The organism is Halanaeroarchaeum sp. HSR-CO, from assembly GCF_024972755.1.
Taxonomy (GTDB): Archaea; Halobacteriota; Halobacteria; order Halobacteriales; family Halobacteriaceae; genus Halanaeroarchaeum.
Map to the genome: position 1 here is coordinate 263,655 of NZ_CP087724.1, position 24,375 is coordinate 288,029.

Genomic DNA, 24,375 nt, shown 5'->3' on the forward strand with positions numbered 1-24,375 from the left:
GTATCGAAGGTCGGTTACGATGTCTGACGCCGCCTACCAGTACGAGGTTAAACTCTCCCGAGGGAATGGCAAGGACGATCGCGACGAGCAGAAGGTCAAGGTCTCCGCGGAGACAATTGAGGGCCTTCGGGAGAAAGTCGAGAACGCCCGAGACGAACTCGAAGCCTGGGCCGCGGACTACCGCGAGATCCAGCCGACCGAGAACCGCCACCGGATCACCGAGGACCAGTCCGAACTCGGGGAGGCCAAGCCGTGAGCCGACGCCGCAGAGAGGATCCGACCGATCTTTCACCAGCCAAGGCGGTCGAGCGTTACTTGAGACGGCGAGCACCGGATGCGACCGAACAGAGCATTTACGGATGGGAGTACCGGCTCAAACTCTTCGTCGAGTGGTGTCAGTCGGTCGGTATCGAGACTGTCGGCGAGCTGGAGCCCTACGACCTCGACGAGTACTACGAACTGCGGAGCGCAGAGGTCGCCCCGGCCACGCTGGAGGGCGAAATGTGGACGCTCAAGATGTACGTCGAGTTCCTCGACGACCTCGGTGCCGTCGAGGACGACCTCGCAGACGCGGTTCGAATTCCCGATCTCGACCCATCGGATCGATCGAGCGATACGAAACTCGGGACCGATCAAGCGATGGCGCTGCTTCGGCACTATCGCAACTCGGACGCCTACGGCACCCGCCGGCATGCGATTCTCGAACTCGCGTGGTTTACAGGCGCTCGACAGGGTGGGCTCCGCGCCCTCGATATCCGCGACGTCCACTTCGATGATGAGCCATATGTCTGGTTCTACCACCGGCCAGACACCGGTAGCCCGCTGAAAAACAAACTCTCGGGCGAGCGACCCGTCGGAATCAACGAAGAGACCGCGGCCGTACTGGAGAGATACATCGACAGGTATCGCTACGATGTCCATGACGACCACGGTAGGCAACCACTCTTTGCGAGCGCTCAGGGCCGTCCCACGCCCAACACGTTCCGAATCTGGACGTATATGGCGACGTTGCCCTGTCAATACGGGCCCTGCCCACACGGAAAAGACCGACAGGCCTGTCAGTGGACGGAATACGCCCATGCAAGCAAATGCCCGTCGTCCCGGAGTCCACACCAGATACGGACGGGTGCTATCACCTGGCTTCTCAATCGAGGGTGGAATCCCGAGGACGTGGCCGAGCGGGTAAATGCATCCGTCAAAACGATCGAATCGCACTACGACAAGGCCGACCTGGACGAGCGTCGCCGCCGGCAACAGGACCGAATGGAGACGCGTCGCGATCTCGTCGAATCACTTAAGGTGACACAATCATGATGGGAACAACCCCTACTGAGAAGTACAGAAAACCGGATAAACCAGCATCGCGCCGGCCCATGTTCATCCTCCGCCGCGACGACGAGCAACGCGAGTCGTCCGACGATGTGAACATGGGTCTCGGAAGACGAAGTCTTCCGGTGGCCCATTCATCCCCCACCTTTTACTGCGCTCGGTCGCGGAGCAACCTCGCTTGCAAAAGCTGTCGCGCAGGAGCAACGCTCCTGCTGGATGTCGTCAGAAGCCTCGCTTCTGACTGCAAGCCAGACCGCAGAGCGGTCTGGCACTGCCATGAAGCTCTGCTTCGTGAACAGACCAAAAGCCGCCGTCACCCCCTTCGGGGGTTCCTCGGCCCGAGCGCTACGCGCTCGGCGAGCGTGCTCGGCGGGTGACCGTAACCGTGTTCTCGCGAGCGAACCGAACGAGAGCCAGCGAGACGAGCGGCGCTCCGGCCTGTAGCGCCGCGAGACGTCCGATAGTGGGGACTGGCCTGCGAAGTTACACACTGGAACCGGGCTGGATCGAAACGGCGACGGCACTCACCGCTCGGCAAGTGGATTCGCGACCCGACTCGTGACGTACTCGTGGCGCTTCCCTTGCAGACGCATGGCCGTCAGCGCTTTGTGCACGGACTCCTCGGCGAACAGCGCGGCCTCGTCGCGGTCGACCCGTGCCGTCGGGACCCCTGCAGTCCGCAGGGCGGCGAAGGTCCGCTCGGTGCGCTCGCGCACGATCTCCCAGAGCGTGGCCTCCTCGACGTCCGTCTCGTGGGCCAGCGTGGCGATCACTTCGGCGAGGTGGTTCTGGTAGAGTGCATAGTACAGCTTCCGGTGGAGGTCGGCCTCGTCGTCGGCGTCGACGTCCGAGTCCGGGTAGGGGTCGATCCCCAGCCCGTGGTCGGCCAGACGGTCGGCGTGGACGCGAATCCCGCCGAAGTCCCTGACGAGCGTCGCGATCGGTCGACCCTCGTCTACGACGATCAGGCTGTTCTGGAGGTGGCTCTCCAGGGCGATCCCGTACCGGGTGAGCAACTCGAGCTGGTCCGGGATAACCACGTCGGCGTACGCCGTGAGGAAGGCCCGCGCTGCGTCGGCCCGGCTGGTCGTCTCCGTCGCCCGTGCCAGGCGGTCGACGAGCGAGACGACCAGGGGCCGGTCGGTTCCGGGGACAGTCGCGGGCAGGCTGGCGGCCACGATCGGGGTGGTGCCCGTCGTCACGAGGGGGTGGCTCTCTGGACTCTCGCGCAGGAGTCCGGCGAGGTGACGGGCGTCGTCGTAATCGGGTCCCTCACGGTGGGGGCCGCCCGGGGCGAAGTAGCCCGTCGCAGCGGGCTCGTCGAGCAGTCCCAGCCGCTCGAATGACGCCCGGTCGACGACCGCCCGCAGGAGGTCGGTGATCTGTGGCCCGTTGGTCACGGCGTTCGGTGAGAGGGTGCGGACCACGTTGGTCGTCTGGACGTCGATGGCGAGTTTGACGTGGGGCGGCGTGCCGGTCTGGTCGTCGGCCTCGAAGGGGACGACGGTACGGAGGTTGAGCTGTGGGGTGGCCGGTCGGCTGTACTCCGGGAGTACCACCACCCGGCCGTCTCGCCGCTGGTCTGCGTACCGCTCTTGGACGGTGTGATAGTACTGCCAGGGGTGGACCGGCACGACTGCGTAGTCGGCAGCCGATCCGGGGACGGCGGCTGCGAGCGCGTCGCGGAGCCCGTCGAACGTCTCGAAGAGTCGCTCGGTGAAGCGCCTGGCGCCGGTGGCTCGGGTCTCTCGGGCGACGTCACGGCGAATCCCCACGAAACGGACGTCTATCTGGCCCGTGAACTCGGCGGCGTAGGCCAGCCCGTCGGCGGCGCTCATGCCGTGACGGATCTTCGCGCTCGGGTGGAAGGGGTGGCCGTCGGTGACGATCCGCTCGAAGGCGGCCGATCTGCTGGCCGCGTGGATACCGTCTGCGATCGCCGCGGCGCCAGCGCCCGGTTCGGTGGCGGTGACGGTCCGCCCCTGCACGGTCGCGGCCAGGTGAGCGAGCGCCAGGTTGGCAACGCTCTCCGCGACCTCCGCTCGCATCGTCGCCACCTGCTCGTCATCGATGAAGGCACCCTCGCGCTCCAGGAGGTCGATCACCGCCGCTGGCCGATCGACGGTGGGCGGGTCGTGGCCGTCGCCGGGTGTCCAGTGGCGGATAGGGCCGGCGAACCGATATCGATCGAAGCCGTGGACGGCCGCCACTGGCGCCACGAGGACGCCGTCACTCGCCGGGAAGGGAACGAGCACCACCTCCTCGCTGGGCTCGAGCGCTCTTACCACCGTCGCGAGGACCTCGACGTCTGCCGGTGCAACCCGATCGGGGATCGTCGGTGCCGAGGGACTCGTGCGCACGGGAGTTTCGAGTCCCGCCGGTGCGCCGCGCACCACCCCGCGGACAAGCCGTTCGACGATGTCGGTTCGTGCCGCGTCGAGGGCGCCGAAGAACCGTGCGTCCGCCGGCCCCGGCAGGTCGTTCGCGTTCGCGTAGTGAACCGCCAGGGGGAGCGCCTCCCACTCGACCGCCGTGGTGGGTGACGACGGGCCCCCGTTCTCGTGTGCCGTCATATCCGCGTTCGTGCGCACCTCGCGGCTTGATGGCGATAACTCTACCCTTTGCCGCCGGAGTCCGCCATCGCTGGGCACCTGCACTCCGGTCTGTTCACCGCCCGGTCTCGCCACTCGACAGTTCTCGGCGAGGCGCCGTCCGCGGCGGTCAAGAAATCCGTACAGATGGCCCGCCACGCGTGGGTACACAACCCGGGCGTCGCCGCGAGCCCCACACTCCTGGCGAGCGTGCATAACACGCCCGATTGACCCCGCTCGCGGCCACCGAGGCGATTTCACCAGCCCAGCAACTGTCGCATGATGGCCGCTATCGCGACGAGTACGACGGCGCCGAGGCCCATCAGCAGGAATATCTCTTCCACACGCGTCGTTGGCCCGCTGGATACTATAAATTCGTCGTACGACCGAACTCACCGTCCCGATTCCCGGACGTGGGTGTTCCCATCGCCGTCAGCTCGCCGTTCGGACGATATTAATTAGGAACGGTTTTGTATTATCGAGCCAATACTCTGCCGGTATATGCGCCGGTCAGATGACACCCGTGCCGGCCACCAATCGGGACGAGTTCGCGCCGGTAGCCCGGGAGGGACCAACCGATGATTGGTGGCGTACTGAAATCGGTCAAGGACAATCTCCTCTACGTCGTCCTGGGGTCGCTTCTCGCCGGGCTGGTCGTCGGCCAGTTCGTCGGCGAGGGCACCCGGGACCTGTTGCGGATGGCGGTCGTCCCGGCGTTGTTCGTGATGATCTATCCGATGATGATCAACCTCGACATGCGCGAGATTCTTCGCGTCCGCCAACATTACCGGGCTATCCTCCTGAGCCTCGTCGTCAATTTCGCCATCGTTCCGGCAATCGCCGTCGGGCTGGTGAGCGTGTTCTTCTCCGGCAATCCGTCCTCCGCCATCGGCCTCTATCTGATCGCGCTGATTCCCACGTCCGGCATGACCGCCGCCTGGACCGGGCTCGCTGGCGGCGACCTCGAAAACGCCCTCGTCGCCATCGCCGTGAACCTGCTCGCAGCGGTGTTCGTCTTGCCGCTGTACCTCTCCGTCCTCGTCGGGGGATCGATACAGTTCGATCCGACGGAACTCTACCGACAACTGGGAATCGTCGTCGTGGTGCCGATGATCGCCGGCACCCTCACGCGACGGTGGCTCATCGGTCGGTACGACACGACCGGATTCAAGCGCTTGAAACCGACGTTCGGTGGCGTCAGCTCCATCGGCGTGATGCTGATCGTGTTCATCGCGATGGCGATGCGGTCACGGAGCATTCTCGCTGCGCCGATCGATTCGGCCTTGACCGTGGTGCCGCTCGTGTTGTTCTACGTGCTGGTGGTCGGCGCCGGCGTGATCATCGGGCGGACCTTCCTGCGAACCGAACAGTCGGTCGCGCTCGTGTACGCAACGAGTATGCGCAACCTCTCGGTCGCCCTCGCCATCGCCGCCGCCCCTGGGTTCCCGCCGACCGAGGCCGTGTTGCCGATCGCACTCGCGTATCTCTTGCAGGCGCCACTCGGCGCCATCTATATGCACTACCGCCGCGACATCGTCGAGGAGAATCTGAGCGTCACCGAGTTCGTTCGCTCCGTCCGGCCGACCTGAAAGGGGGGCTGTATCGGCAGCCACTCCCGTCCTGTCGGTTCGCTCTCCGCGACTGACACACAGAATCACCGGTGATAATCGCTCCAGTGGATTTATATCCCCAATCTGTGCGTTTCCTGTTATATGGTCTCGAAGGGGGATCTGGGCATCAGCTATCTCATCGCCGTCGGGGTCGTGCTGTTTGCGACCCTCAGCACCGGCGTGACGGTCCCCCGCTTCGTGAGCGACATCGCCGTGGCCCACCAGTCCCTCGTTCCCGCGGTCTCCGGGTTCACCATCGCCGTCGTGTTCACGACGACCGGCCTCTGGTTGCGGCAGAGCGACCTCGAGGACGAGATGGGCTGGCGCGTGGCCTCCTGGGCCGCCATCGGCCTGGGCGTTCCCACCGTCGTCCTGTTCGTCCTGTACTTCTGGGACCCCTCGGCACTCCGCGGGCTCGACTGGCGGAGTCTCGCCACGATGAACATCGCCTTCGGTGGAATCATCGGCATCCTCTCGGGAGCGCTCGTCGGTCTGCGGACCGAATACGCCCGCAAGCAGACGCTCTACCAGCGCAACACCGTCTTCCTCCGACTGTTCCGCCACGATATCCGCAATAGTGTCAACCTCATCCAGGGGCACGTCGACCTCCTCACCAGCGATCACGACCTCCCGCGGGCCTCCGTCGGCGTGATCGACGAGCAGCTGGACCACATCCTCAGACTGGGCACCGCCGCGCATCGACTCGACGAACTCGATGCGACCGAAGAGACGCGTCCCATCGACCTCTCGTCGCTGGTCGAGGATCGTCTCGCGGTGGTTCGTCGCGATCATCCCGACGTCGTCTTCGAGACGGACCTCGATTCGGAGACGTACGTCCCTGGAAACGACCTGCTCGAGACCGCCGTGGACAACCTACTCACGAACCCCGCGGTCCACCACGACGGGTCGGTGGAGGTCCGGGTGCGAGTGGACCGCTCGGCCGAGGGGCCGAGGGACGTCGAACTCTGCGTTCGTGACGACGGTCCGGGGTTTCCGGAGGACGAGATCGCCGTCCACGACCGAGCGACCGAGACGCAACTGCAACACAGCGACGGGGTGGGGCTCTGGCTCACGCGGTGGATCGTCGAATCGTTCGACGGAACGCTATCCATCGGCAACCACGAGGATGGCGGGGCGACGGTGCGGGTCCGACTCCCGTCCGCGTCGCCCGATTGAACAGTGATGAGAACTGTGCCTGGTGGCACGTCGCTTACTCGCCCGTCTCGATGGGAGCGCCGATGAGGTTCCCCCACTCGGTCCACGAGCCGTCGTAGTTGCGGACGTCCTCGAAGCCGAGGAGTTCCGAGAGCACGAACCACTCGATGGCGGCTCGCTCACCCACCCGGCAGTAGGTGATCGTCGATTCGCCGCCGGTCACGCCAGCCTCGGCGTAGCGGGCTCGAAGCTCGTCTTCGCCCTTGAAGGTGCCATCGTCGTTCAGGACCGTCGCGACGGGGACATTGGTGGCACCGGGGATGTGGCCACCACGCTGTGCGGTCTCGTCGAGGGCTTCGGGGGCGATGAGTTCTCCAGAGAACTCCTCCGGTGAGCGGACGTCGACCATCGGGAGGCCGTTCTCGATGGCGTGTTCGATGTCGTCGCGATAGGCCCGGATGTGTTCGAAGGGGCCGCGTGGCGTGTACTCACGCGCGGTGAACCCGGGGGCGTCGGTCGTGAGCGGGTAGTCGTTTTCCACCCAGTACTCCTTGCCGCCGTCGAGGACCCGTGCGTCCTCGTGGCCGTAGTACGTAAACTCCCAATACGCGAAGAGGGCGAACCAGTTCGCGATCCAGCCGTCGCCGTAGAAGACGACCGTCGAGTCCTCGGTGATGCCAGCACCACCGACGAGGTCGGCAAAGGCCTCCTTCGAGAGGATATCGCGCTCGGTCGCTTCCGAGAGGTCCTCGTCCCACTGGAAGCCGATGGCGCCCGGGATGTGGCCGTCGTCGTACCGGGACGGGAAATCCGAGTCCGGGGATTCGGGGCTGTTCACCTCGACGAGCCGATAGGCCGGGTCGTCGTCCTGGAACGCGTCGAGAGTGTTCGATACCCACTCCGCGGTCACCAGTGGAGCTGCCGGTTCGGATGCCTGGGTCATGGCGATTATATTGTTGACAATACTTCATTTTATCACATCCCTTCACGGCGATTCAGGCCGGTATCGTGTACGGCGGAGACCGTTCGTTCGGCGGATTCGTTTGGTCGGGGATGGGGTGGGTGAGGACGTGGCCTCGGTCCGGTCACGACCCTGGCGTCGCGGTTCACTCCGTCACAGTTCGGAGCCGCTCCACGAGATACGTCGCCGCCTCGGGCGCGACCCGTGCGTACATCGTAGCGTAGCGCAGCGACGCTTCGGCGTCCTCGGCGTCGAAGTAGCGCTCGTCGAGGGATCGCCTCGCATCATCGTAGCCCCCCATGCCCGCCCGGGCGATGGCGACACTCAGGTGGGGGTAGTCCGCCTCCTCGAGGGCCGCGATGGCGGACCGGGCATCGGCGGCGCTGGACCGGATCGATGACGCGGTCACGTCCTCGTTGACGTCGTCGTCCTCGATGGCACGGTAGACGCTTCGATAGACGGCCATCGCGGCCAGGTCCCGTCCGGCTTCCAGGAGGGCACTGGCGAACGCTCCGTCGCCACGTCGACGATACTCTCCGATGGCCCCCTCGCCGGATTGCACACGTCGACTCGCGTCACGGAAGAGCCGAGCGGCGACGCGGCCGACGTCGCGGTCGAAGACCGTCTCGGCCTCGTATTCCTGATAGCCGTCCAGCGTCTGGCGTGTGGTGTCGGTCGCGATCGACAGTACCCGCGTCCCCTCGATGAGCGTCGACCACTGCGATTCCGTCGTGTCCCGCCGGTCCAGGTACTGCTGGTGGATGGCACGTGCGTCGGCGAGACTCGACTCCGCGTCCTCGGTCTCCTCGACCGCCCGCCCGGCCTGTTCGACGGCGTCGATCGGCGACTCGGGGTAGGGACGCTCTGGACGGGCCTGACGGCGGACGTCCTCGAGGAGGTTCTCGAGGGTAGCGTAGACGAGGACGGCCTCGACTGGGTCGCTCGCCCGGTACTCGAGGTCGGCGGTGAACGCGCCGAGGTCCTCCCTGACGGCCGTGCGGCGTTCGCTGACCGCTTCGCCGTCGTCGTTGCCGGTGGCCGCGCGATAGCTTCCGAGCAGGTTCGCCGCATTCCCCCGGGTGTGTCGCCAGTCCCGGAGGACGTCGATTTCGAACGTCGCGTCACTGCCCGATTCGAGGCGTTGCTGGACGCGGTCCTGGTCTCTGTCGATTTCGCGGGCGACGACCCCGTTCGGAATCGAGGGATCGGCGGGCACCGATTCGACGAGCTCCCGGGCCCGTCTCCGGTGGGGGTCGACGAGTGAGGCGGGAATGGTGATCGGTAGTGGTGCGGCGGTCGTCGGGAGGGGAGGGAGTCCGTCCTGGAATTCGCTCGAATCGATCGAGGGGGTGTCCTCGCCGCGAGGCCCATCGAGTGCCCCGCACCCGGCGAGTCCGGTCACGGCGACAGCACCGGCGCCGGCCAGAAAGCTGCGGCGCGTGGTCATTCGGCTCCCCCCTCGACCGTCACCGTCGCGTCGAAGGCCGGCGGTCGCTCCGGCCGGTTACAGTGACTGCCCATCCCGGTCCCGAAACCGCTCGACCCCTCACCCGTGATGGGCAACCGGATGGCGAACCCGACCATCTGGCGCGACTCCGCCGAACAGGCGACGTCGGCCGGCCTGGTGGACCGGCAGAAATCAACCTGCGGGTTCCCGTCGGGGTCGACGGCCACTTGCTGTAGGTGGATCTCGCGACATTCGCCGACCGGGGTCGCATAGAGGAACACGGACTCGGTCTCGAAGTCCGTCTCCGCCGTGAACGTCCGGAGCCGTTCGCCAGCGTCCGTGGCGGCGAACTCCCACTGCTCGACCTCCTCGGCCGTCACGAGGTAGTCGCCGCCACCCCGTGGTTCGGGTCGCTCGTCCCGTGTCGTCGTCCGGTCCCTTCGGACGAACAGCGGCGTGGCGGTCGGTTCCCGGACGTGGACGAACTCGTGGGCTATCGGATCTTCGCGGGGGGCGGGCGCACGTCGCGTTTCTGACGTCTCGGAACCGGTACAGCCTGCCAGCATCGCGAGCCCCGTCGTGGCGGCGGCGAGGGCCTCGCGGCGGGTGATGGAGGGCATCGATAGCCAGTTCGTGGGGACGTAATAACATAGTTTTGCTACTTTCGAGGGGAGGGGGTGGGGGTCAGACGATTTATCAGTTCCCGACGATATGATTCGCTATGGAACGGGGGTGGTGGTTGCTCGTCGCCGTGGCGCTGGTCGCCCTGCTGGTTCTCTCGGGTGGGATCCCCGGCGACCAGTCGGGAGCCGGTCGAGGGGAAGTCGAGGTGAGTGGCCTGTACAACGTCTCGAATGGAACACAGCTCTGGCCGTACACCAGCACCGCCCACGACGTCGAGACGCGCACGCTCCCGATCAACGTCTACGTGAACAAGAGCCCGGCAGCGACGCGCGATATCCTCGTGGGCGACGCCCAGCACTGGGACGAGGTCGGCGCCGAACGGGCCGATGCTGGCGAATCGTACTCGATCGCTCGATGGGGGGCTGCCTCGGGCGCGGACCGGTATGCGGCGGTCTACGCCGACGGAAGTGGCTCCGTCTGGCTGGGCGAGGAGTTCCAGCTCGAGGACGGTCGCTACCTCGGGACCCGCGAACACGTCCGAATCTACGGTCGGTTCGACGGCTCGTGGTCGGCGATTCAGGCCCACGGCGAGTACTGGGACTGGTTCCGACTCCGACACACCGTCGTGGACCTCGATCGGGCCAGGAACGGGGTGGTCCGGGATCTCAGCACTGGCGACGACGTGACCGTGATCGAACGCGACAGCCCGCCGGAGCGTGTCGTGCTCGTCGGGGCCGCCCTTGCCGTGGTGGCCGGTTGGAGACGCGTCTCTCGCAACCATCTGGCGGCGTTCGGGCCTGGTGCGGTCTACCTCGGCGTCAGATCGACGGGGATCGCCCTCGAGGGCCTGCTGGCCATCGCGCCGCCCAAGGCCATCGTGGGGATCCTCTATCCGTTCTTCCTGGTGGGGGTGCCGACCGTCGCCTACTACTGGACTCGACGGGTCGAGACCGACATATCGCCCGTCACCGCGGCCGTTCTGCCGTCGCTCGGCTTCGCTCTCGCACTGGTCATCGACGGAATGGCGATGGGGATCTACGACCCCTCGCTGCAGCTCGTCGCGGTTCGGATGGCGGCCGCCACCGCCCTCGGTCTCATCGCCGCCGCGGGGACGACCGACGGACCCACTGTTGGGCCGGGGGCGACCCTGTGGTTCGTCGCCATCGCCCTCCCCCTCGTCGGGCTGGTGTGATGGGCTTATCACTCAGGACTTCATACTTTCGTTATCATGAGACACGGTGGCCGTGTCGGTCGGCGCGCGTTCGTCGGCGGGGTGGCCACGGCCCTGGCCGGGTGTATCGGGGCGGGCGGAACGGACGACGACCCGACCACCGGGCAGCCACCGGAATCGGGCCCCGATCCGGTGTCTCTCACCATCAAGACGACCCCCTCCGACGACGACCCGTACGCGATGCGCATCGCCCGAACGCTCTCCGAGAACCTGAACGCCGTCGGCGTCAGGACCGATATCGTCCCGATGGCCATCAAGGAGTTGCTCGAGTCGGTCCTCGTCGACCAGGCGTTCGATCTCTACGTCGCTCGTCATCCGGGCGGCCAGGACCCGGATTACCTCCGTTCACTGCTACACGCCGACAACGGCGACGAGGCCGGCTGGCGAAATCCCTTCGGCTATGTCGATTCCTCGGTGACCGACCTGCTCGAACGACAGCGGCTCCAACGCGGCGACGAGCGAACGGCGACGGTGCACGACCTTCTCACCACCGTCAGGGACCACGTCCCGATGATGGTCCTCGCTCATCCGGACAGTGTCCACGCGATCCGCAACGACCGGATCGTGGAGTGGCCGAGCCGCGGCCTGCAGACCGCCGATGACCTGCTGGAACTCCGTCCTGCAGCGGAGGCCGACGTCGAGACGGTCCGCATCGCGATCATCGACGATCGCCCGACTCGGAATCAGAACCCCCTCGCGTTCTCCTTCAGAGACCGGGGCCTGATCACGGAGCTCCTCTACGAACCACTGGTCCGCGAGCGGTCGTCGGGGGTAGAACTCCGACTGGCCAGCGGGTTCGGGTGGACCGAGACCGAGGTCGGCGACCGCCTGTCCATCACGCTGGAGGATGCCGTCTGGCACGACGGGACACCGGTGACCGCCGCCGACGTCGCGTTCACCTATCGGTTCGTCGCGGACACCGCCATGGGGTCGATGGAGGACCCGGTTCCAGCCCCGATGTTCCGGGGGCGGTCGGAACTCGTCGATACTGTCAGTGCACTCGACGACCGCACGGTCTCGATCGACTTCGATGCTTCTCGGGAGGTCGCCTTCCGCGCTCTCACACTACCGATCCTCCCGAAACACGTGTGGGAGCCGAAAGCGAACCCGGCAGCGGTCGCGGGGATACAGGTTTTCGGAGCCTCGACCGAAGCACTCCGTTGGGCTAATCCGAACCCCGTCGGGAGCGGTCCGTTTGCCTTCGAAGCCGCCGAAAACGAACAACGGTTGGAACTGACCCGGTTCGACGATCACTTCACCGAAGGCCCGGCGTTCGAGGGGCTGACGTTTCGCGTCGCGCCGTCCGACGCGGCCGCCATCGAACTCGTGCTCGCCGACGAGGTGGACGCGACCGGCCCCATCGACGCGTCGCTCGTCTCGAACATCGCCCGCTCGGGCGAGGCGACGATGATCGCCGGCCCAGCCAGGTCGTTTTATCACGTGGGTTTCAACGTCCGAGAACCCCCACTCGACGCCCCCCGATTCCGGCGGGGTGTGGGGACTCTCCTCGACCGACGCGACGTCGTCAGCCGCATCTTCGACGGGTTCGCCTCGCCAGCCATCGTCCCCGTCGACGGCCAGTGGAAACCAGATGGTGTCGAAGACGAGGCGGCTAGCCCGACCGAAACCTTCCCGGGACAACCAGGGGAGCTCGACCGCGAAGCGGCGGTGGCTGCATTTCGGGACGCCGGGTATCGGGTCCACGACGGAGCGATGATCGCGGACGGATGATTCTATTTCGGGTCATCGCCAGCATGGTGCTCGTCGTTGGCGGGATGCTGGCGGTCACCGCGTACGCCGCCGTCGGTCGCGATCGCATCCGGTCGGGGATCGGTCAGTGGCGAACGCAGGTCCGCGAGACCTGGCGGTACGTCGCCGTCCTGGCCGTCGTTCTGGGGGTGAACAAGTTCGCACGCGTGTACGGCCCCCGCATCTCGTGGCTGCTGGACTGGAATCTCACCCCGTACATCTACCGTCTGGAGGGGGAGTTCGTGGTCTGGGTACAATCGTTCGCTTCGCCCTCGCTGACGGCCGCCCTCGGGTTCGTCTATCTCTACGGCTACGCGTACTTGCTCATATTTCCGCTACTCGGGTACTTCCTCCTCAACGACTCGCGGGCGTTCAAGCAGACGGTCGTGGCCTATACGCTCAACTACGCCGTCGGCGTCGTCATATACACGCTGTTCGTCTCCTTCGGCCCGCGCAACGTCGATCTCGTCACCGGACTCCTGTTCACCGAGTATCCGGAGGCGATGTTGGTCACCTGGCAGGTCAACTCCTACACGAACGTCTTCCCGTCCCTTCACACCTCCCTTGCGACCACCGTGGCGCTGCTCGCCTGGATCACCCGCGACCGACTTCCACGGTGGCCCCCCATCGCTATCCCGCTCGCGGTCGGCGTCGTCGTCTCGACCATGTACCTCGGAATCCACTGGGCGACCGACGTGATCGCGGGTATTGCCCTCGCAGCGTTCAGTGTCGTCGCGGCCGGGGCCGTCGTCCGCCGCGTCGAAGGCTGATCGGGCGGTGACGACCTACCGGTAGCACGTACCATAACGATTATATCAACGTCCGGGTGTACTCCCGTCTGTTCCATGGGCGAGGACGGCATCCGCGAACGGTTACGACGAAAACTCGATTCGACGGAGAACGACGATCTACGGTATCACCTGCGGTCGGCACTCCAGCACCTCGATATCGACCGTCAGTCTTCCAACGAGGACCGTCGCCGATAGCCGGCAGCGGGCGTCTCGTCGGTCCGGGCGATATGCTCCAGACACTGACGGTCGTCTGGCCGCTCGATCCACCGTCGTCTCTCCGATGGACCCAGCCGGCTGGTCTCGAGACGAACCGTTTTCCCACACCGTGACAGAACCTTCTGTATGGAAACCATCGAATACGAGCCGATCGGCTACGTCGAGTCACCGTTCGACGCTCCCGAGGACGTTCCCCGTCCGACCGACGATCCGGTCGAGGCCAGCGGCACCGTCGTCCTCGACGATCGGTTCGAACCGGGTCTCTACCGCCTCGAAGAGTTCTCACACGTGATGGTGATCGCCCACCTCCACGAGTCGTCGACGACCCGACTTCGGGTCCGACCGGGCGGCGCGACCGGCGAGGTCGGCATCTTCGCGACGTCTGGCCCGGCTCGGCCCAATCCGATCGGCGTGTCCGTCCTCTCTCTGGACGGCGTCACCGGGCTGCGGCTGGCGGTCTCGGAACTCGACCTCGTGGATGGGACCCCGGTCCTCGACGTCAAACCGTACGCACCCAAAGACGACCACCTGTCCGGTCTGCGCCGTGGGTGGATGGCCGGCCCAACGTAAGGCGAGAAAACGAAACTGATCGCCGCCTCGGTACTGCCTGGCCCGCCGATCACTCGAGGTCGAAGCGATCCAGTTGCATCACCTTCTGCCACGCGTCGACGAAGTCCTGCACGAACTCCTCCTCGCCGTCATCGGCGCCGTAGACCTCGGCAATGGCGCGAAGGCGGGCGTTCGACCCGAAGACGAGGTCGAAGCGGGTGGCCTCCCACTCGACGTCACCGGTGGCGCGGTCGCGGACCTCGAAGACGTACTCGTCCGCCGTGACCGGTTCCCACTCGTAATCCATGTCGAGCAGGTTCACGAAGAAGTCGTTGGTCAGTGTACCCGGACGGTCGGTGAACACGCCTCGGTCTGACTGGTACGTGGCGCCGAGCGCCCGCATCCCACCGACCAGGACGGTCATCTCGTCGGGTGTCAGGTTCAACAGGTCCGCCCGGTCGACCAGCAGGTCTTCGGCCCGGCGCTCGGCGTCGTCGCTGCGGTAGTTACGGAACCCGTCGGCTTGCGGTTTGAGCGCCTCGAAGGACTCGACGTCGGTCTGTTCGGGCGAGGCGTCGGTCCGTCCCGGTTCGAACGGGACGGTGACGTCGTATCCCGCGTCCGCTGCCGCCTGCTCGACGGCGGCGTTGCCACCCAGCACGATGAGGTCGGCGAGCGAGACGCGCACGTCGTCGGTGCGGCCGTCGTTGAACTCGGCCTGAATCGCTTCGAGGGTCTCGAGGACCGTCTGGAGTTCCGCCGGTTCGTTGACTTCCCAGCTTTGCTGGGGCTCGAGACGGATGCGAGCGCCGTTCGCGCCGCCGCGCTTGTCGCTGTCGCGGTACGTCGAGGCCGCGGCCCACGCGGTCTTCGCCAGCTGGGAGACGGACAGATCGGAGGCGAGGAGCGTCGCTTTGAGCTCGTCGATCTCCGCCTCGCCGACGAGGTCGTGGTCGACGTCAGGGAGCGGGTCCTGCCAGACCATCACCTCGTCGGGGACCTCCGGACCGAGGAATCGCTCCGGCGGGCCCATGTCGCGATGGATCAGCTTGTACCAGGCTCTCGCGAATGCCTGCTGGAACGCCCGTGGATCCTCCTGGAAGCGTTCGAGGATCTCCCGGTAGTCCGGGTCGCGCTTGAGCGCGACGTCCGTCGTCAGCATCATCACGTCCTCTTTGTCCGCGGGGTCCTCGACGCCGGGGGCGGCATCGTCCAGTTCGCCGTTCTGTGTGGTCCACTGCCACGCGCCACCGGGCCCCTTCTCGGGCCACCATTTGTGCTCGAGGAGGTTGTCGATGTAGCTGGTGTCCCACTGTGTCGGCGTGGTGTTCCACGGTCCTTCGATGCCGCTGGTGATGGTGTCGGCGCCCTTCCCGGCGCCGAACTCGTTCTTCCAGCCGAGACCTCGCTCTTCCATTGGGGCCGCCTCCGGCTCGGGACCGACGTGCTCGTCGGGGTCGTCGGCACCGTGGACCTTCCCGAACGTGTGGCCCCCGGCGATGAGCGCGGCCGTCTCTTCGTCGTCCATGGCCATCCGGGCGAACGACTCGCGGATGTTCGCCGCCGACGCCTCGGGGTCGGGTTCGCCGTCCGGGCCCTCGGGATTCACGTAGATGAGCCCCATCACGGTGTTGCCGTACGGCCACTTCAGGGCCCCTTCCTCGTCGAACCGCTCGTCGGAGGCTGCTTCCATCTCGGCTTCGGGCCCCCAGTCGATGGCGTCGTCGGGGGCGAAGTCGTCTTCGCGGCCGCCGGCGAAGCCGAACGTCTCGAAGCCCATCGATTCGAGGGCGACGTTCCCGGCGAGGACGATCAGGTCGGCCCACGAGAGGTTGTTGCCGTACTTCTGTTTGACCGGCCAGAGCAGGCGTCGCGCCTTGTCGAGGTTCGCGTTGTCCGGCCAGCTGTTGAGGGGTGGCAGCCGCTGTCGTCCACCGGCCGCGCCACCGCGGCCGTCGTGGGTGCGGTAGGTGCCGGCGCTGTGCCAGGCCATCCGAATCATGAGTGGGCCGTAGTGCCCGTAATCGGCCGGCCACCAGTCCTGAGAGGTTTTCAGTGTGTCCTCGATGTCCTCTTTTACGGCCTCGTAGTCGAGGTCTTCGAACGCTTCGGCGTAATCGAAGTCCTCGCCACGGGGATCGAGTCGCTGTGCGTTCTGGTCCAGACTGTCGAGGTTCAACTGGTTCGGCCACCAGTTCTGGTTCGGTCTGTTCATCGTCGGCGTCCCTCCGGGCGGTCGCTCGGACGGGCGTGGGTCGCGACGGTGTCAGTCATTGTATCACGCTTCGATGCTGCGGTGGGGCGGTGCATAAAGATGGCGATGCATTTCCGTATTCGAGTAAAATCATTCACCAAAACAAATAATTTATTGCGTTTCCCGCACTGGATATTCGGCTTTTCCGTGAATCCTGCCGGTAGTTCCGTCGACACTGACAGTTTGGCTGTGGGACAGTTCCGGCTGCGGACGCGAGACGAATGGGCGACCCGTGGACCGGCGGTGACCAGTGTCGCGTGGTGACCGCACGGGCGCCACCGGCCTCGGTAATTCTCACCGGATGGCAAACGACTCAAGACTCATCACCACGGCCCGCGTAGGTCGAGACGAACCCCATCCCTGTATCGTAGTGGATGGGACTCCATGACGACTTCACCACCATCGGCCGAACCGACGAACGCCCGGGACCTTCAGCTGTGGGTCGAGCTACGGGTCGTGGCACCAGCCGATACCACCTGTCCGCTGATCGCCCTCGAGGACCAGGTCGAGACGGCGGAGCGGGACCACTTTGGCGGTGTCTGTACCATGGACATCGACGTCCGAGAGAAAGCGCAGTCGCCGAGCGGCAAGCGCCGATTGACACATACCATGGACGAGAGCTGTCTGTGTCGGCTGTTCCTCCAGCACGGGTGTTCGCCGCGGATCGTCTCGAGTCGGGGTCCCGAGGGGGTCGTGTCGACGACGCTCCCGGACCGGGAGACGCTTCGGGACCTGGTCGCCGACATCAGGTCGGTGGGCGGGTCTGCGACGGTGCAGAAACTTACCAGTCTCTCGACGGAAACCGATGCTGACACCATCCGCACGTTCGAACTCGACGTACTGACCGAACGGGAACGCGCCGTGATGGAGACCGCGGTCGCCCGGGGATACTACGATACGCCCCGTCGTGTCCACCTCGGCGAACTCGCGGCGGAGTTCGACGTGACGAAACAGACCCTGTCTACCTGTCTCAACTCGGCGGAGGCGAAGATGGCGAAGTCCCTCATCGGTTCTCCCTGATCCGTTTCACTTCTCTGGTGAGCTGTACCGGTCTTCTGCCGGCAGATTATCCGACCCATTATAAAGGAACTGATTATCAGCCGGGTCGGGGTTCCGCGCGCCCGCCGTACCCATTACTTGTGAGTGCTATGACCAATCAACACCGGCCGGTCGACGGACCGCCAGACGCCGACCAGCAATACGAGTTGAACCGGACGGACGCTACCGCTATCCTCGCCGATAGCGACCACGATACGGATCTCGGCCTTCGGTTGGCCCGGGACGCGATCCGGGTCGCGAACGGCGACCTCGACGAGGCCACGTTCCACGACCGCCACCACGAGGCGGTTCTCGCGGAGTTCGGCGTCGACGACCGACCGGTACCGATGGAGGGCCCCACCGATGAGTGAGGGTGAGGGCGTCTCCCGCCGCTCGGTGTTGCTCGGCGCCGGTGCGGCCGCGGGCGCACTCGGCGTCGGTGGTGGGGGTCGGCAGTGGTTGCTCGACGGTCTCGACGAGCCACACGCCGTCGAGCAGTTCCTCGACCGGAACGCGGTACTCCACGGCTATTGCGAGCCCAACTGCCGGGGGAAGTGTGCACTGGACGTCCACGTCCGGAACGGCCAGATCCGGAAGGTCGAACCGAAGATCCAGGGCAACGAGGCGTACAAGCGGGCGTGCACGCTCGGGCAGTCACACGCCCAGCGCGTCTACAACCCCACTCGGGTCAAGTACCCGATGAAGCGCACCGACTGGTCGCCCGGCAACCCGAATCCGACCGGCCGGGGGCCGGACGCCACGTTCGAGCGGATCAGCTGGGACGAGGCGCTGGATTACGTCGGTGACGAGATGCTCCGCGTCCGCGAGGAGTACGGGCCCGAGAGCGTCTACTTCGAGCTCGGCTCCGGCGGCGGCGGCATCAACGGGACGATCTACTCCCGACTGTCCGGCCTCTTCGGCGGGACGATGAAAGCCTGGTCGATCGACATCAACGTGGGGCTGGGCTTCCGGCGGATCACCGGGGCCGGCTACTTCAACACCCCGACGAACCAGGCGACCGACATCGAGAACGCGAACACCATCGTCATCTGGGGTGGCAACATCTTCGAGAGCCGCTTCCAGATGGACGCCTCGAAGATCCTCGACGCCAAGGAGAACGGCGCGAAGATCGTCGTGGTCGACCCGGTCTACAACACGACGACCGCGAAGGCCGACATGTGGCTGCCGATCAAGCCGGGGAAGGACGGCCACCTCGCCATGGCGATGATCCAGGTCGCCTTCGAAGAGGACCTCCTCGACGAGACGTTCCTCCGGGAGCGGACCCTGGGTCCCGCGCTCGTCCGCGAAGACGGGTCGCTGCTCAAGACCGCCGACGTCTTCGACGACGGCGACGAGGAGACGCCGGTCGCCCTCGACGAGGTGACGGGCGAACCCGTCGCGCTCGAACCCGAGACCTTCGGCGAGTACGCCCTCTTCGGCGAGTTCGAGGTAGCTGGCGAGACGGTGACGACCGGCCTCACGAAGGTCCGCGAGGCCGCGGCACCGTACGCACCCGAGGAGATCGAGGAACTGATCGGCGTCGACGCGGCGAACGTCAGGCAGACCGTCCGCTGGCTGGGAACGCGCGGCCCCGGCGGGATTCTGACCGGACTCGGCGTCGACCGCTACGTCTACGGCCACATCTTCGGGCAGGCCTACGCCATCCTGCTCGCGCTTCTGGGACAGTACGGAATGAGCGGCTGTGTGACCGGCGGCATCACGCAGGGCAACGGCTACAACAGCGATTACGGCGTCCCCGAGGGGGCCCCCGGGTCCAGATCCCTCCAGCAGAAGGGGATCCTGGCGGCCCTCGAAGGCGACGACGAACAGCCGATCAAGGCGATGTACGCGATGTCCTCGAACTTCATCGCCAACCAGATGCCCGACCGGAAACGGTGGCTCGCCGCCCTCGAGAACGTCGACATGGTCGCCGTCGCCGACTTCCAGCACACGCCGAACGTCCAGCGGGCGGACATCATCCTGCCGGCCTCGCACTGGATGGAACGCGAGGACATCACCGGTACATGGACGAACCCGCACGCGCGATACCGGGCGGCGGCCCACGAACCGCTGTGGGAGGCGAAAAGCGACCACTGGATGCTCGTTCGCCTGGCCGAGCGCCTCGGCTACGGCGAGTACTTCGAGCGGGACCGCGAGACGACCCTCCGGCAGATCCTCGCGGCGGAAGATCGGTTCACCCTCGACGACCTCCGCGAGCAGGGGAGCATCTACATCGACACTCCCGAGGTGATCTGGCAGGGCGAGTTCGCCACGCCGAGTGGCCGCCTCGAGATCTACGACGAGGACGCACCCTCCGAGGGCGACGTCTCCCTCGAGGTACCGGTCCCGCTGGAGAGCCGGACGGCCGACGACTGGGAGACCGCCGACGAGTATCCGCTGACCTTCCTGCAGAAGCACAGCCGGTGGCGGATCCACTCGCAGTTCGGTCGGATGCCGTCGCTCCGACAGATCGAGACCGAACCCGTCGTGGACATCCACCCGTCCGACGCCGCCGACCGGGGCATCGAGAACGGTGAGTACGTCCGCGTCCACAACCAGCGCGGCGAGGTCTTCGTGAAGGCCCGCCTCAACGAGGGGTACCGACCCGGCATGGTGAACATCAATCAGGGCTGGTGGGAAGACGACTTCGTCGGGGGCCACCACAACGACCTGACCCACACCGACGTGAGCGACGCCATCGAGAACTTCGCGTTCTACGACGTCCGCGTCGACGTGGAACCGGCACCCGACGACCTGGATACGAGCCAGTACACCGACCCCGACCGCGACCCCTGGCTCGCGGCCTCCGGCAACGGCGGTGGTGACCAATGACCAGTTACGGAATGGTAATCGACCAAGAGCGGTGTATCGGCTGTCACGCCTGTTCGACGGCCTGCATAGAGGAGAACAACCTCGGGTTCGGGCACATCTGGAACCGGGTGCTCACGGAAGGTGGTGAGGACATCGAGACGCCGGCGGGACAGTACCCCCTCGACGGGAGCGACGGGACCGGGAGTATGTCCATGGAGTTCCAGCCGACCGCGTGCCAGCACTGCCAGAACGCCCCCTGTGTGAAGGTCTGCCCGGTCAACGCGACCTACACCCGCGAGGACGGCATCGTCGAAATCGACTACGACAAGTGCATGGGCTGCCGGTACTGCATGGCCGCGTGTCCGTACAACGCACGCGTGTTCAACTACGATGCCCCCGAGAACCTCACCGAAGATGGATTCGGGAACGTTCCCGAACGACCGCAGGGCGTCGTGGAGAAGTGTACGTTCTGTACCCACCGCGTCGAGCAGGGCATCGATCCCGCCTGCGTCGACGCCTGTCCCGCCGACGCGCGGATCTTCGGCGACCTCGACGATCCCGACAGCACGGTCTCCAGGTACGTTCGGAAGTACGAGACCGAGGTATTGCTCGAGGACCTCGAGACCTACCCGAACACGTACTACGTCCGCGGCCAGATGACGCCCGGCCGTAACCGGATCGGCAAGGAACTGGAGGGGACTGCCCGCAAACTCATGGCCACGCCCGATGGGGGTGACGGCAAATGAGCGGCGCAGTCGTCGAACCCGAGGGATTCGGAACGCGAGGAAAGGCCCTCGTCGGTGTCCTGGTCCTCCTCATCGGCGTCGGATTCGCCGCCTGGCTCTACCAGCTACGCGAAGGACTGGTCGTCACGGGGATGGACAACGTCTTCTCGTGGGCGCTGTACATCATGCTGTTCGTGTTCTTCGTCGGCCTCTCGGCCGGCGGGCTCATCATCTCCAGCGTCCCGAAGTTCTTCCACTCCGATCGCTACGACTCGATCGCGGCGCTGGGCGTCCTGGTCAGTTTCGCCTGCATCGTCGTCGCGGGACTGCTGATCGTTCCCGACATCGGTCGACCCGTCCGCATGTACCAGTTCCTCACCACGCCGGACTTCCGCTCCCCGATGGTCTGGGACTTCGCGGTCGTCGTCGTGTACGGGCTGTTCACGCTGGGGTACCTCTGGCTGTTAACTCGCCGGAACCTCGCGGCCCGCGGGTCGCCGCTGGCCCTCGGTGTGGCGGACACCGAGAGCGGCCGCGCCCGGGACAAGAAGCTAGCCTTCTGGGCTGCCGCCGTCGCCATCCCGCTGGCGGTCGCGCTCCACTCGGTCACCGGGTGGATCTTCGCGCTGCAGATCGGACGCGGCGACTGGTTCAGTCCGCTGGTGGCGCCAATGTTCATCATGAAGGCGCTGGTCTCCGGGCTCGCGCTCGTGATCGTCACGGCCGTCCTGGCCGACCGGTACACGCGATTCGAACTGTCCCGGGACCTCGTCCCCGAACTCGGGAAGATCCTCGGGGTCTTCGTCGCGGTGCACATCGTCTACCTGCTGGCCGCCGAACGGCTCCCCCACGCCTGGGCCGCGAACTTCGACTTCTGGTCGATCACGTCCGCGTTCCTGATCGGGGACACGCCGTACTTCTGGCTGTGGACGATCGTCGGCGGGGCGATTCCGATCGCCCTCCTCGTCTTCCCGTCGTTGCGACGGCAGGTCTGGGCGGTCGTCACTGCGAGCGTCTTCGCCATCGTGGGAATCCTCTTCGAGGGCGTGAACCTCGTGTTCGTCGGCTACGACGAGGTGCCCATCGCCGATGCCCCCGGCGTCACGACCGGTCGGGAGTACACCGGCTTCGGTGCCGACATCTGGGCGACCTCGGGGACGTACACCCCGACCGTCGTCGAACTCGCGATCTCTGTGGGGATCATCGCCGTCGGGGCGTTGATCGTCACGCTGGGGATCCGGTACCTGCCGGTGTTCCCCCGGGTCGAACGCGAGACGGTCGAACGGCAATCGCCGGCCACCGACGCGGCGGTCACCGATGGCGGTGCCGTCGCCGACGCGGAATCCGGAGACGAGGGCCGATGAGCGACACCGCGATGGCGAGTGTCGCAGACCGGGACCTCGCCGCGGGGTACGACGTGTTGGCACGTTGCTGGCGCGAACCCGATGTGGCACTCGTCCAGGCCATCGAGGATGGATCGCTCGAAGACGTCGTCCCCGGCGTCGAGGCCGTCTCTCTCGAAGCGCTTCGAGCCGAACACACCCGGTTGTTCGTCGGTCCCGGCGCGCTCCCGTGTCCGCCGTACGAGAGCGTGTATCGGGACGAGGATGGACAGGTGCTCGGGCCGTCGACGGCGGCCGTCGTCGCCTGGTACCGGACCATCGGTGTCGGCCTGGACCCAGAGGTCAGCGACCTCCCGGACCACATCGCTGTGGAACTGGAGTTCATGGGTCACCTCCAGCGACGGGGCGATATCGCGGCGCTGGACCGCTTCGTGGCGGAGCATCCGCGGCGATGGTTCCCGGCGTTCCTCGACGGCGTCGAGACCGCCACTCGGGTGCCCTTTTACCGGGCGCTCGCGGCGGCGACCCGGGACCTCCTCGACGGCGTCGACGAAATGGCCTGACGACGATGGTGTCGCGTTACGAGTACGACCTCGAATACGACGTCCCGGGCGGGAAGCGCGAGGCGTACGAGACCTGGCTGGCGGATGCTACCGTCACCTGGGGCATGGACGAGCGCGTCACCGCGTTCTTCCATCAGGTAAACGACACTGGCCTGGACCCAGGTGAACGGTTCGTCTTCGAGTTCGACAGCCTCCGGGACTGGGCGGCGTTCGTCGAGGGGGCTGGCCATCGGAAGAACGTCGACCGCCTCCGCGGACTGGTGACGGATCTGCGGGCGACGCTCTGGAATCCCAAACGGGTCGGTACCGAGGTGGGAGCGGTGCGCGACGCCAGACCCGTCGCCGACCGGTGGGGTCCCCACCGCTATCGTCGCCAGCCGAACCGGTCCTGACGGGGACCGCTCCAGGTCGGTTTTCGTTTCGGGGTTTTCACTGGCGAAGTCGGTGTCGCGTTCGATGGGTGGGCAGGTGACCATTCCGACGAACGGGGGTCTTCGTGCTCTCCAGTCGTGGGGTATTTCATAATCGTGGGAATCGGGCCAGCGCTCTTATATCCCCGTTCACCTTGATTTACCAAGGCGTATATAAGCACTGTCGCCATTCCCGCGACACTCCCATGACTGACCTCGACGACGACGTCCACGCGACGAACGATATGGGGATAGAGGCCGCCGATACCCGGGAGCACCGCCGCCTCTACGTCGAGATCGAGGTGTCGATGGACGAGGACTGTCCCGTGTACGGGCTTTCCGACTCCGTCGCCGAGACCCGCGTGTTCCTGGGGCCCGATGGGCGGTGTCAGTGTGATATCCTCCACGAGGATGGAGCCGACTGTGCCCCGCTTCACGTGAGCCGACCGATCGAGAATTCCTGTGCGTGTTCGATATTTGCCGCTCACGGCTGCGTTCCGACGATCGATTCGACGACCGACGACCGCTCGAAGATATCCACCTACCTGCCGGACCGTTCGGTACTCAGCGATCTGATCGCGGAACTTCGGGCCCATTCACGAAACGCGAGCCTCCTTCGCATCGTGGACTGTGACCGGGACGACAACGGACAGGGGATCACCTTCGACCTCACCGATCTGACCACGACCCAGCGGGACACCCTGGAGTTGGCGGTCACCGAGGGGTATTACGACGAGCCGAAGGGCATCTCGCTGGAGGAACTCGCCGACGAACTCAACATCTCGAAATCGGGTGTCTCGCGCCGACTCTCGAGCATCGAGGCCACTATTTTGACGACCATCATCTCGGACTAGCGGCAGTCGTCGACGGTGGGGGTCCGCCGCCCACGAAACGCACGTGTGGGTCTGTAGCGCACGCTCACCCCTCGGAGAATAGCCACCCCCATATAATCTAGCAATTATTGAGCCCAAGGGAGTT

23 protein-coding genes are annotated in these 24,375 nt (G+C 65.8%); 18 read left to right on the plus strand and 5 right to left on the minus strand.

Annotation, left to right across the window (positions count from 1 at the left end; all coding sequences use genetic code 11):
• Positions 1 to 19 precede the first annotated feature (19 nt).
• Together HSRCO_RS01495 and HSRCO_RS01500 are read left to right on the plus strand one after the other, a co-directional pair.
• Positions 20 to 256, plus strand: a complete 237-nt coding sequence (locus HSRCO_RS01495) for a hypothetical protein (protein ID WP_259518621.1) — start codon at positions 20 to 22, stop codon at positions 254 to 256.
• On the plus strand, positions 253 to 1,314 hold the full coding sequence (locus HSRCO_RS01500) for a tyrosine-type recombinase/integrase (RefSeq protein ID WP_396266405.1): 1,062 nt from the start codon (positions 253 to 255) through the stop codon (positions 1,312 to 1,314). The genes HSRCO_RS01495 and HSRCO_RS01500 overlap by 4 nt, the downstream gene beginning before the upstream one ends.
• Positions 1,315 to 1,853: 539 nt before the next feature.
• On the opposite strand, the gene HSRCO_RS01505 is transcribed toward HSRCO_RS01500, so the two are convergent.
• On the minus strand, positions 1,854 to 3,902 hold the full coding sequence (locus HSRCO_RS01505) for an IucA/IucC family siderophore biosynthesis protein (RefSeq protein WP_259518623.1): 2,049 nt from the start codon (positions 3,900 to 3,902) through the stop codon (positions 1,854 to 1,856).
• Between the two features lie 48 nt (positions 3,903 to 3,950).
• On the opposite strand from HSRCO_RS01505, the gene HSRCO_RS01510 reads away from it, so the two are divergent.
• The 3 genes from HSRCO_RS01510 to HSRCO_RS01520 all read left to right on the plus strand — a co-directional run bounded on the left by HSRCO_RS01510 (position 3,951) and on the right by HSRCO_RS01520 (position 6,706).
• Entirely contained in the window at positions 3,951 to 4,151 is a 201-nt protein-coding gene (locus HSRCO_RS01510) for a hypothetical protein (protein ID WP_259518624.1), read from the plus strand.
• A 347-nt stretch (positions 4,152 to 4,498) separates the two neighbouring features.
• Positions 4,499 to 5,509: an arsenic resistance protein gene (locus HSRCO_RS01515; protein ID WP_259518625.1), complete on the plus strand. Its 1,011-nt coding sequence runs from the start codon at positions 4,499 to 4,501 to the stop codon at positions 5,507 to 5,509.
• 123 nt (positions 5,510 to 5,632) lie between these two features.
• Positions 5,633 to 6,706 carry a sensor histidine kinase KdpD gene (locus tag HSRCO_RS01520; protein ID WP_259518626.1) on the plus strand — a complete coding sequence of 358 codons (1,074 nt, stop codon included), beginning with the start codon at positions 5,633 to 5,635 and terminating at the stop codon, positions 6,704 to 6,706.
• A gap of 34 nt (positions 6,707 to 6,740) precedes the next feature.
• On the opposite strand, the gene HSRCO_RS01525 is transcribed toward HSRCO_RS01520, so the two are convergent.
• The 3 genes from HSRCO_RS01525 to HSRCO_RS01535 all read right to left on the minus strand — a co-directional run bounded on the left by HSRCO_RS01525 (position 6,741) and on the right by HSRCO_RS01535 (position 9,713).
• A complete protein-coding gene (locus HSRCO_RS01525; RefSeq protein ID WP_259518627.1) occupies positions 6,741 to 7,628 on the minus strand; it encodes a sulfurtransferase in 888 nt (295 codons plus the stop codon).
• A gap of 163 nt (positions 7,629 to 7,791) precedes the next feature.
• Positions 7,792 to 9,093 (minus strand): hypothetical protein, encoded by a 1,302-nt coding sequence (locus tag HSRCO_RS01530; protein ID WP_259518628.1) that lies wholly within the window; start codon positions 9,091 to 9,093, stop codon positions 7,792 to 7,794.
• Positions 9,090 to 9,713, minus strand: coding sequence for a hypothetical protein (locus HSRCO_RS01535; protein WP_259518629.1), 624 nt, complete (start codon positions 9,711 to 9,713; stop codon positions 9,090 to 9,092). Before HSRCO_RS01535 ends, HSRCO_RS01530 begins: the two co-directional genes overlap by 4 nt.
• Before the next feature lie 101 nt (positions 9,714 to 9,814).
• Between HSRCO_RS01535 and HSRCO_RS01540 the strand changes: the two genes are divergently transcribed.
• The 5 genes from HSRCO_RS01540 to tsaA all read left to right on the plus strand — a co-directional run bounded on the left by HSRCO_RS01540 (position 9,815) and on the right by tsaA (position 14,274).
• Positions 9,815 to 10,909: a hypothetical protein gene (locus HSRCO_RS01540; protein ID WP_259518630.1), complete on the plus strand. Its 1,095-nt coding sequence runs from the start codon at positions 9,815 to 9,817 to the stop codon at positions 10,907 to 10,909.
• A 36-nt stretch (positions 10,910 to 10,945) separates the two neighbouring features.
• Positions 10,946 to 12,679 carry an ABC transporter substrate-binding protein gene (locus HSRCO_RS01545; protein ID WP_259518631.1) on the plus strand — a complete coding sequence of 578 codons (1,734 nt, stop codon included), beginning with the start codon at positions 10,946 to 10,948 and terminating at the stop codon, positions 12,677 to 12,679.
• Entirely contained in the window at positions 12,676 to 13,467 is a 792-nt protein-coding gene (locus HSRCO_RS01550) for a phosphatase PAP2 family protein (protein ID WP_259518632.1), read from the plus strand. Before HSRCO_RS01545 ends, HSRCO_RS01550 begins: the two co-directional genes overlap by 4 nt.
• A gap of 75 nt (positions 13,468 to 13,542) precedes the next feature.
• A complete protein-coding gene (locus HSRCO_RS01555; protein ID WP_259518633.1) occupies positions 13,543 to 13,683 on the plus strand; it encodes a hypothetical protein in 141 nt (46 codons plus the stop codon).
• A gap of 147 nt (positions 13,684 to 13,830) precedes the next feature.
• Positions 13,831 to 14,274 (plus strand): tRNA (N6-threonylcarbamoyladenosine(37)-N6)-methyltransferase TrmO, encoded by a 444-nt coding sequence (gene tsaA / locus HSRCO_RS01560; protein WP_259518634.1) that lies wholly within the window; start codon positions 13,831 to 13,833, stop codon positions 14,272 to 14,274.
• Positions 14,275 to 14,323: 49 nt separating this feature from the next.
• On the opposite strand, the gene katG is transcribed toward tsaA, so the two are convergent.
• Positions 14,324 to 16,468 (minus strand): catalase/peroxidase HPI, encoded by a 2,145-nt coding sequence (katG, locus tag HSRCO_RS01565; RefSeq protein WP_259518635.1) that lies wholly within the window; start codon positions 16,466 to 16,468, stop codon positions 14,324 to 14,326.
• A gap of 423 nt (positions 16,469 to 16,891) precedes the next feature.
• Here katG and HSRCO_RS01570 point away from each other — a divergent pair, with 423 nt between their 5' ends.
• The 8 genes from HSRCO_RS01570 (at position 16,892) to HSRCO_RS01605 (ending at position 24,251) form a co-directional block, all read left to right on the plus strand.
• Entirely contained in the window at positions 16,892 to 17,527 is a 636-nt protein-coding gene (locus HSRCO_RS01570; protein ID WP_259518636.1) for a helix-turn-helix domain-containing protein, read from the plus strand.
• 128 nt (positions 17,528 to 17,655) lie between these two features.
• The gene (locus tag HSRCO_RS01575; RefSeq protein WP_259518637.1) at positions 17,656 to 17,916 is read left to right on the plus strand and encodes a 4Fe-4S ferredoxin N-terminal domain-containing protein; all 261 of its coding nucleotides are present in this window, start codon (positions 17,656 to 17,658) and stop codon (positions 17,914 to 17,916) included.
• Complete coding sequence (locus HSRCO_RS01580; protein ID WP_259518638.1) at positions 17,909 to 20,377, plus strand: molybdopterin-dependent oxidoreductase; 2,469 nt, start codon at positions 17,909 to 17,911, stop codon at positions 20,375 to 20,377. Before HSRCO_RS01575 ends, HSRCO_RS01580 begins: the two co-directional genes overlap by 8 nt.
• Positions 20,374 to 21,102, plus strand: a complete 729-nt coding sequence (locus HSRCO_RS01585; RefSeq protein WP_259518639.1) for a 4Fe-4S dicluster domain-containing protein — start codon at positions 20,374 to 20,376, stop codon at positions 21,100 to 21,102. Before HSRCO_RS01580 ends, HSRCO_RS01585 begins: the two co-directional genes overlap by 4 nt.
• Positions 21,099 to 22,445, plus strand: coding sequence for an NrfD/PsrC family molybdoenzyme membrane anchor subunit (nrfD, locus tag HSRCO_RS01590; RefSeq protein ID WP_259518640.1), 1,347 nt, complete (start codon positions 21,099 to 21,101; stop codon positions 22,443 to 22,445). Before HSRCO_RS01585 ends, nrfD begins: the two co-directional genes overlap by 4 nt.
• Positions 22,442 to 22,987, plus strand: coding sequence for a molecular chaperone (locus HSRCO_RS01595; protein WP_259518641.1), 546 nt, complete (start codon positions 22,442 to 22,444; stop codon positions 22,985 to 22,987). The genes nrfD and HSRCO_RS01595 overlap by 4 nt, the downstream gene beginning before the upstream one ends.
• Positions 22,988 to 22,992: 5 nt before the next feature.
• Entirely contained in the window at positions 22,993 to 23,379 is a 387-nt protein-coding gene (locus HSRCO_RS01600) for a hypothetical protein (RefSeq protein WP_259518642.1), read from the plus strand.
• A 224-nt stretch (positions 23,380 to 23,603) separates the two neighbouring features.
• Positions 23,604 to 24,251, plus strand: a complete 648-nt coding sequence (locus HSRCO_RS01605; RefSeq protein WP_259518644.1) for a helix-turn-helix domain-containing protein — start codon at positions 23,604 to 23,606, stop codon at positions 24,249 to 24,251.
• The last annotated feature ends 124 nt before the right edge of the window (positions 24,252 to 24,375 follow it).